The 6,883-nt window shown below is 64.3% G+C and carries 6 protein-coding genes; 4 read left to right on the top strand and 2 right to left on the bottom strand.

Annotation, left to right across the window (positions count from 1 at the left end):
- The first annotated feature begins 47 nt into the window (after positions 1-47).
- The 3 genes from SO140_RS16510 (at position 48) to SO140_RS16520 (ending at position 4,312) form a co-directional block, all read left to right on the top strand.
- Positions 48-1,274, top strand: coding sequence for an ABC transporter substrate-binding protein (locus SO140_RS16510; protein WP_474801840.1), 1,227 nt, complete (start codon positions 48-50; stop codon positions 1,272-1,274).
- 320 nt (positions 1,275-1,594) lie between these two features.
- On the top strand, positions 1,595-2,824 hold the full coding sequence (locus tag SO140_RS16515) for an ABC transporter substrate-binding protein (RefSeq protein ID WP_449381339.1): 1,230 nt from the start codon (positions 1,595-1,597) through the stop codon (positions 2,822-2,824).
- Positions 2,825-3,028: 204 nt separating this feature from the next.
- On the top strand, positions 3,029-4,312 hold the full coding sequence (locus tag SO140_RS16520; RefSeq protein ID WP_474801842.1) for a glycerate kinase type-2 family protein: 1,284 nt from the start codon (positions 3,029-3,031) through the stop codon (positions 4,310-4,312).
- Between the two features lie 77 nt (positions 4,313-4,389).
- Here SO140_RS16520 and SO140_RS16525 read toward each other — a convergent pair whose 3' ends face one another.
- Positions 4,390-5,580, bottom strand: a complete 1,191-nt coding sequence (locus SO140_RS16525) for a hypothetical protein (protein ID WP_474801844.1) — start codon at positions 5,578-5,580, stop codon at positions 4,390-4,392.
- A gap of 59 nt (positions 5,581-5,639) precedes the next feature.
- Entirely contained in the window at positions 5,640-6,266 is a 627-nt protein-coding gene (locus SO140_RS16530) for an NUDIX hydrolase (RefSeq protein ID WP_449381342.1), read from the bottom strand.
- Between the two features lie 74 nt (positions 6,267-6,340).
- Here SO140_RS16530 and SO140_RS16535 point away from each other — a divergent pair, with 74 nt between their 5' ends.
- Positions 6,341-6,766, top strand: a complete 426-nt coding sequence (locus SO140_RS16535) for a PaaI family thioesterase (protein WP_474801847.1) — start codon at positions 6,341-6,343, stop codon at positions 6,764-6,766.
- Positions 6,767-6,883: the final 117 nt, after the last annotated feature.

The raw sequence follows: 6,883 nt of genomic DNA on the forward strand, positions 1-6,883 counted from the left end.
CGCCAATCTTGTTCAATGCATCGCCGATCCAACCGGGTGGGGGAGCAATGACTGCCGTCCGTCTTCAGTTCGCGGCCTTGTCGGCCGTATTCGTCTTGTGCACTGCAACGAACGGCACCGCTCTGGCGCAAAAGAAATTCGACACCGGCGCCTCCGACACCGAGATCAAGATCGGCAACATCATGCCCTACAGCGGTCCGGCTTCCGCCTATGGCGTGATCGGCAAGACCGAAGCGGCCTATTTCGACAAGATCAATGCGGAAGGCGGCATCAACGGTCGCAAGATCAAGTTCATCTCCTACGACGACGCCTACTCGCCGCCGAAGACGCTCGAGCAGGCCCGCAAGCTTGTCGAAAGCGACGAAGTATTCTTGATCTTCGGATCGCTCGGCACCTCCACCAACAGCGCCATCCGCAAATACATGAACGAGAAGAACGTGCCGCAATTGTTCGTGGCCAGCGGCGCCTCCAAATGGAACGATCCGAAGAACTACCCATGGACCATGGGCTGGCAGCCGAGCTACGCCAGCGAAGCGCGCATCTACGCCAAATACATCATCAAGGAGAAGCCGGAAGCCAAGATCGCCGTGCTCTACCAGAACGACGATTTCGGCAAGGACTATCTGAGGGGCTTGAAAGACGGCCTCGGGCCGAAGGCCTCGATGATCGTGATCGAGGACGGCTACGACACCTCCGAGCCCGCGATCGACGAGCGCGTCGTGAAGCTGAAGGCCTCGGGCGCCGACGTCTTCATCAGCATCACCACGCCGAAATTCGCGGCCCAGGCGATCAAGAAGGCGGCCGAGATCAACTGGCATCCGATGCACATCATCTCCAACGTTTCGGCATCGGTCGGCGGTGTGATCGAGCCAGCCGGCCTGGAGGTGTCGCAGGGCGTCCTTTCGGCGACCTATGTCAAGGACGGCTCCGACCCGCAGTGGAACGCCGACGACGGGATGAAGAGGTTCTACGATTTCCTCGCGCAGTTTGATCCGAAGGCGAACAGACTGGATGCCGCCGTCGCGTTCGGCTATGGCGCGGCGCAGACGATGGTGAAGGTTCTTCAGATGTGCGGCGACGATCTTACGCGCGAGAACGTCATGAGGCAGGCGGCGAGCCTGAAGGATTTCGCACCGGACACGCTGCTTCCCGGGGTCACGATCAACACCTCGCCGGACAATTTCGCGCCGATCGCGCAGCTCCAGATGATGCGCTTCAAAGGCAAGTCGTGGGAGCTGTTCGGAGACGTGATCTCCAGCGAGTTGAGCCATTAGGCGATCGCGGAGCCGCCTGCTGCCGGGCATCAAGGTTAACACCAGCCCCACCGACTTTGCTCCGCTGTCCCAAGTGCAACTCATGCGCTTCAAGGGCGAAAGCTGGGAACTGCTCGGCAATGTCCTCAGCAGCGACGTCGGCGGCTAAAGGTCCGGCCGGCGGCCGACTGATGACTACTAAAGAAGCAGCCCCTGCAACCTCATTGCAGGGGCTTTTTCTTGATGCTGCATCGCAAATCGTATTCAATCAGTTCCCGGCGCCGCCAAAAAACGCGAGAGAAAAAGGGCGCACACACACCAAAAAAATCAGGGAGACTGGAATGCCCGCTGTCACTGGCAAACTTGCTGCCGCGTCAGTCGCGCTTGCGCTGTTCGCGGCCTCGACCTCCACTGTATCAGCCCAGAAGAAATACGATACCGGCGCGACCGACACCGAAATCAAGATCGGCAACATCATGCCCTACAGCGGCCCGGCGTCCGCCTACGGCATCATCGGCCGTACCGAGGCGGCCTATTTCAAGAAGATCAACGATGAGGGCGGCATCAACGGCCGCAAGATCAACTTCATCTCCTATGACGACGCCTATTCGCCGCCGAAGACGGTGGAGCAGGCGCGCAAGCTGGTCGAGAGCGACGAGGTGCTCTTCATCTTCAACTCGCTGGGCACGCCGCCGAACTCGGCGATCCAGAAATACATGAACTCCAAGAAGGTACCGCAGCTCTTTGTCGCCACCGGCGCCACCAAGTGGAATGATCCGAAAGACTTCCCCTGGACCATGGGCTGGCAACCCAACTACCAGAGCGAGACGCAGATCTATGCGAAGTGGCTGCTCAAGAACAAGCCGGACGCCAAGATCGCCGTGCTGTTCCAGAACGACGACTACGGCAAGGACTATCTCAAGGGCCTGAAGGACGGCCTCGGCGCGAAGGCGGCGAGCATGATCGTTGCCGAGGAAAGCTATGAGACCTCCGAGCCGACGATCGACAACCACATCGTGAAGCTGAAGGCGACCGGCGCCGACGTCTTCATGAACATCACGACGCCGAAATTCGCCGCGCAAGCGATCAAGAAGAATGCCGAGATCGGCTGGAAGCCGCTGCACTTCCTCAACAACGTCTCCGCCTCCGTCGGCAGCGTGCTCAAGCCCGCCGGCTTCGAGAACGCGCAGGACATCATCTCCGCCGACTATCTGAAGGACGTGTCCGATCCGACGTGGGCCAACGACGCCGGCATGAAGGAATTCCTCGCCTTCATGACGAAGTATTTCCCGGAAGGCGACAAGCTCGATCACGGCACTATCACCGGCTACGGCGTGGCGCAGACCCTGGTGCAGGCGCTGAAGCAGTGCGGCGACGATCTCACGCGCGAGAACATCATGAAGCAGGCGGCGAGCCTGAAAGACTTCCGGACCGAGGTGCTGCTGCCCGGGATCCAGATCAACACCTCGGCGACCGACTTCGCGCCGATCAGCCAGCTCCAGCTCGAGAAGTTCAAGGGCGAGAAGTGGGAGCTGTTCGGCGACGTGATCAGCGCCGACGTCGGCGGCTAGCCGTCCGGCAGGTTCGAGGTATGAGAACGCCCCTCGCGAGGCCGTCGCGGGGGGCTTTTCATTGCCTTTCGACTATCATCACGCAATTGCATAATCGAATGATGAGCAAGCCCGCTTACGCTTCGCGCGGCGATGCGCTAGGCAAGAGGCGGCGGACTCTGGCGAGGTCGCCGGCAACCGCCTCTCCTTGAGGAAAGCATCGCCATGACCGACCGACGCCCCCTGCTCCGCGCCCTCTATGACGCCGCCGTCGCCGCCGCCCACCCCGACGTGGTGCTGGCGCCGCATCTGCGCTCCGCGCCGAAGGGCCGCGTGATCTGCCTCGCCGCCGGCAAGGGCGCCGGCGCCATGGCCGCGGCCGCCGAGCGGCACTATCTCGACAGGCTCAAGCTCGATCCGGAGCGACTGGTCGGCATCGCCACCACCCGCCACGGCTACGGCGTGCCGACGCGGCGCATCCGCGTGGTCGAGGCCGGCCATCCCGTGCCGGACGAAGCCGGCCTGAAGGGCGCCGCCGACTCGCTCGCGCTCGCAGGCGAGGCCGGCCCCGATGATCTGCTGCTGGTGCTACTCACCGGTGGCGGCTCGGCGAACTGGATCGCGCCGGTGGACGGCATCAGCTTTGCGCAAAAGCAGGCGGTCAACAAGGCGCTGCTCCGCTCGGGCGCGCCGATCGGCGAGATGAATGTCGTGCGCAAACATCTGTCGCGCATCAAGGGCGGGCGGCTGGCGCGCGCCGGCAAGAATGCCGCTGAGATCGTCACGCTCGCGATCTCCGACGTGCCGCATGACGATCCCTCCGCGATCGCCTCCGGCCCCACGGTGCCCGATCCGACCACGCTGGCCGATGCGCGCGCGATCGTCGCAAAATACAAGCTCGAGCTCGACGAGGCCGTGCGCCGCGCGCTCGATGATCCCGGCAATGAGAGCTGCAAGCCCGGCGATGCCGCGTTTGCGCGCGCGCATTTCGAACTGATCGCGCGGCCCAAGCAATCGCTCGACGCCGCCGTCAAGCTCGCGAAGGACGCGGGCTATGAGGTGATCGATCTCGGCGCCGATCTCGAAGGCGAGGCGCGCGAGGTTGCCGCCGAACACGCCAAGCTTGTCCTGAGCGCGCGCGCCGCCGGCAAACGCACCGCCATTCTCTCCGGCGGCGAGCTTACGGTGACCGTGCGCGGCAATGGCCGCGGCGGCCCCAACCAGGAATATGCGCTGGCGCTCGCCGGCCTCCTGAAGGACACGCCCCACATCGCCGCGCTCGCCGGCGACACTGACGGAGCCGATGGCGGCGCCGGCAACCCCACCGACCCCGCCGGCGCATTGATCGACGCGGCGACGTTTGCGAAGATGAAGACGCTGGCGCTGGAGCCGCAGGCCTATCTCGACAACAACGACGCGACGGCATTCTTTGCCGCGACCGGCGACCTGCTGCTGCCCGGGCCGACACTGACGAACGTGAACGACATCCGGGTGATCCTGGTGGATTGAGAGGCGTTCTGTCGGTCTGATCGGGCCAGGCTGCTCTCGAGCACGATCGTTTTGAGCTCCTGACCAGCAGCCACCTTCTAAAACGCCCCCGCCAGCTCCCTCGCACCGGTATTGTTGCTGTTCGAATCCATCCGCGCGTCCGTCACCGCCAACAGCTTCGCCACCGTGTTGTGCCGGATCGCGACCGGGTTGCGCTCGTAGCCGCCACGCTGGAAGAAGTTCGAGGTCGGCACCTGCTCGCGCATGGCCTGCGGCATCGTCACCATGTCCAGCCCGGTGCCGTCGCCGGTGAGATTCATCATCTCGAGCTCGGCGGCGGTGAGCGAGCGGGTATAGCCCTTGGCGCGCGCGAACAGCACGGACGTGAGCAGCTTGTGGGTCTGGAGCATCGGCCCGACGTCGATATCCAGCACCATCGCGTGCATCGCCCAGCCCTGCGCGGTGTCGCCGATCTTCTCATGCTCCGACCAGGTGTCCGGCACCGACTTCGCCTGCGCCACCATCTTCTTCAACACAGCGAGCTTGTGCTCCAGCGCCTTGCGCGCGGGTCCCGCGGCCTGCGCCGTCTTCTCGGAGAGCGCGCGGACCAACTCATGGCCCTGTTCGGCGAGCAGCTCGACGCTATTGGTGGTCAAGAGCTGATTGTAGCCGATCGCGGTCGAGATCGCCCGCTTGCCGCCATGTTCAATTCCCGCTTGCACGTCGTGATTGCCGGTGCCGCCGGTCTCGAACGAATAGACCCGCACCGCCTGCTCGCGCGTCAATCCGAACGCGAGCGCATAGCGGGCGTAGGCGCGCTTGAACTCGACCTCGGTCGTCGGCCGCTGCGGCGTGAACTGGTAGAGATCCTGCGCGGCCCGCAACAGATCCGCGACGACGGGGATCGGCTTGCGCGGGCGCGGCTCCGGCTCCTCGGTCGGCTCCGGATTCACTGGCCGCTTCGGCCCGGTATAGAGCGGGGGCTGCTCCAGCACGTAATCGTCAAGCGTGATCTGCTGGCCGCTGCGCCGCTTGGCGTTGCGGGTGCGGCGCTTCTCGGAGATCGCGCTCCAATAGGCGCCGGCCTCCGCGTCAAAAGCGGCGCGCGTCTCCTGGTACTCCTGGAGGCGGCGGCGATATTCGAGGATGGCCTGGGGCGACGCCTGCGCCATCGCATTGCTGACGGCCGGCGGCAGCGCGGAGGAGTCGCGCGCGGGCGCGGGCGGTGCGAGCAGGGCGAGCGCGAACGGTGCAAGCGTCAGGGCGCGTCGAATCGGTCGGTGATGCATGGTGCCCTTGTAGCAACCACCGCGTGACTGTCAGGTTAAAACGCCGTTTACTTCTAAGGTCATTTCCAGGCGAACACCGGCTGTTCCAGCTCGGCAACGCGGGTTACGCGCCCCGCCAGCACCTCGCGGAACTGATAGATCAGGGCTGCAGTCGGAGCGTGGATCAGGCTGTCTTCGTGGTGGAAGCGGATCACGCGCCGCGTGCTTTCGGGGATGGCGACGAAGTCGAAGGCGTCCTCGCGCTCGATCGTGTCAAGGGCGATGCGATGTACGGAGGCGACCTCCTGCGGGTTCGGCACGAGTCTCCCGCTGCCGGCGGCCCACACCACCACAGGCGTGATCAGATAGCCGGAGCGGGTCGGGTAGTCGTCCAGGAGGCCGAGCACCGTATCCGCCGCGAGCCTCAGTCCGAGCTCCTCGTCGAGCTCGCGCAGCGCCGCCTCGACCGGTGTTTCACCGGCATCGCAACGCCCGCCGGGCAAGGCCCATTGCCCGCGATGAGCGCGCAGGTTCGATGCACGCAAGGTCAGCAGCAGCGCCGTGTCGCGCCCCTCGCCTGCCGCGGCAAGCGCAATGGCAACCGCGGCGCGCTTCAGCCCCAGCGGGTCGCCATTGTCGGGCAGACGCGCAAACCTCGCGCAAGCGCCAGCGATATTCCGCCGTGTGGCATCGTCGAATGGTCTCATGATGCTTGACTACACCAGGAGCGCGCTTGATGAAATGAGATGCAGATGCTCTGCTTTGACAGACGGACCCGAACATGATCGACAAGGCCGCCGCCAGACTCAAGCACGACGGCTGGACCGTTGTCGAAACCACCGGTTTCATGCACCTCATCGGTCCCCTGTGGGAGCGCCAGCTCGACGGCCAACATGAATACGCGCTGATCACGCAGGACAAGCATCACAACCGCCGCGGCATGGTGCAGGGGGGCGTGACGATGACCTTCGCCGACCGCACCTGCGGCATGACCGCGCGCTACGTCACCGGCAGGCAGTACATGGCGACGGTGCAGCTCGACACCCATTTCGTCGAGGCCGGCAAGATCGGCGACATCCTGATCTCGCGCCCGCGCGTGGTGCGCTCGACCCGCAGCCTGATTTTCATGAACACCGAAGTCACCGTCGACGACCGCTGCATCGTGATGGCGAATGGCGTGTTCAAGATCTTGAAGGGGCCGGAGTAGGCGACAAGCACTCCGCTGTCATCGTCCGCGAAGGCGGACGATCCAGATGCTATGGGGTAAGCGGCGACTGGGGTAAGCGGCGGTGAGGGTGTGGACACCCCTCGAACGCCGTGATCA

Source organism: Bradyrhizobium sp. UFLA05-108 (assembly GCF_059803455.1).

Bases quoted from the DNA above. Each gene is read 5' to 3' on its own strand.
- SO140_RS16510 (WP_474801840.1), top strand. From the start codon at position 48: ATGACTGCCGTCCGTCTTCAGTTCGCGGCCTTGTCGGCCGTATTCGTC.
- SO140_RS16515 (WP_449381339.1), top strand. From the start codon at position 1,595: ATGCCCGCTGTCACTGGCAAACTTGCTGCCGCGTCAGTCGCGCTTGCG.
- SO140_RS16520 (WP_474801842.1), top strand. From the start codon at position 3,029: ATGACCGACCGACGCCCCCTGCTCCGCGCCCTCTATGACGCCGCCGTC.
- SO140_RS16525 (WP_474801844.1), bottom strand. From the start codon at position 5,580: ATGCATCACCGACCGATTCGACGCGCCCTGACGCTTGCACCGTTCGCG.
- SO140_RS16530 (WP_449381342.1), bottom strand. From the start codon at position 6,266: ATGAGACCATTCGACGATGCCACACGGCGGAATATCGCTGGCGCTTGC.
- SO140_RS16535 (WP_474801847.1), top strand. From the start codon at position 6,341: ATGATCGACAAGGCCGCCGCCAGACTCAAGCACGACGGCTGGACCGTT.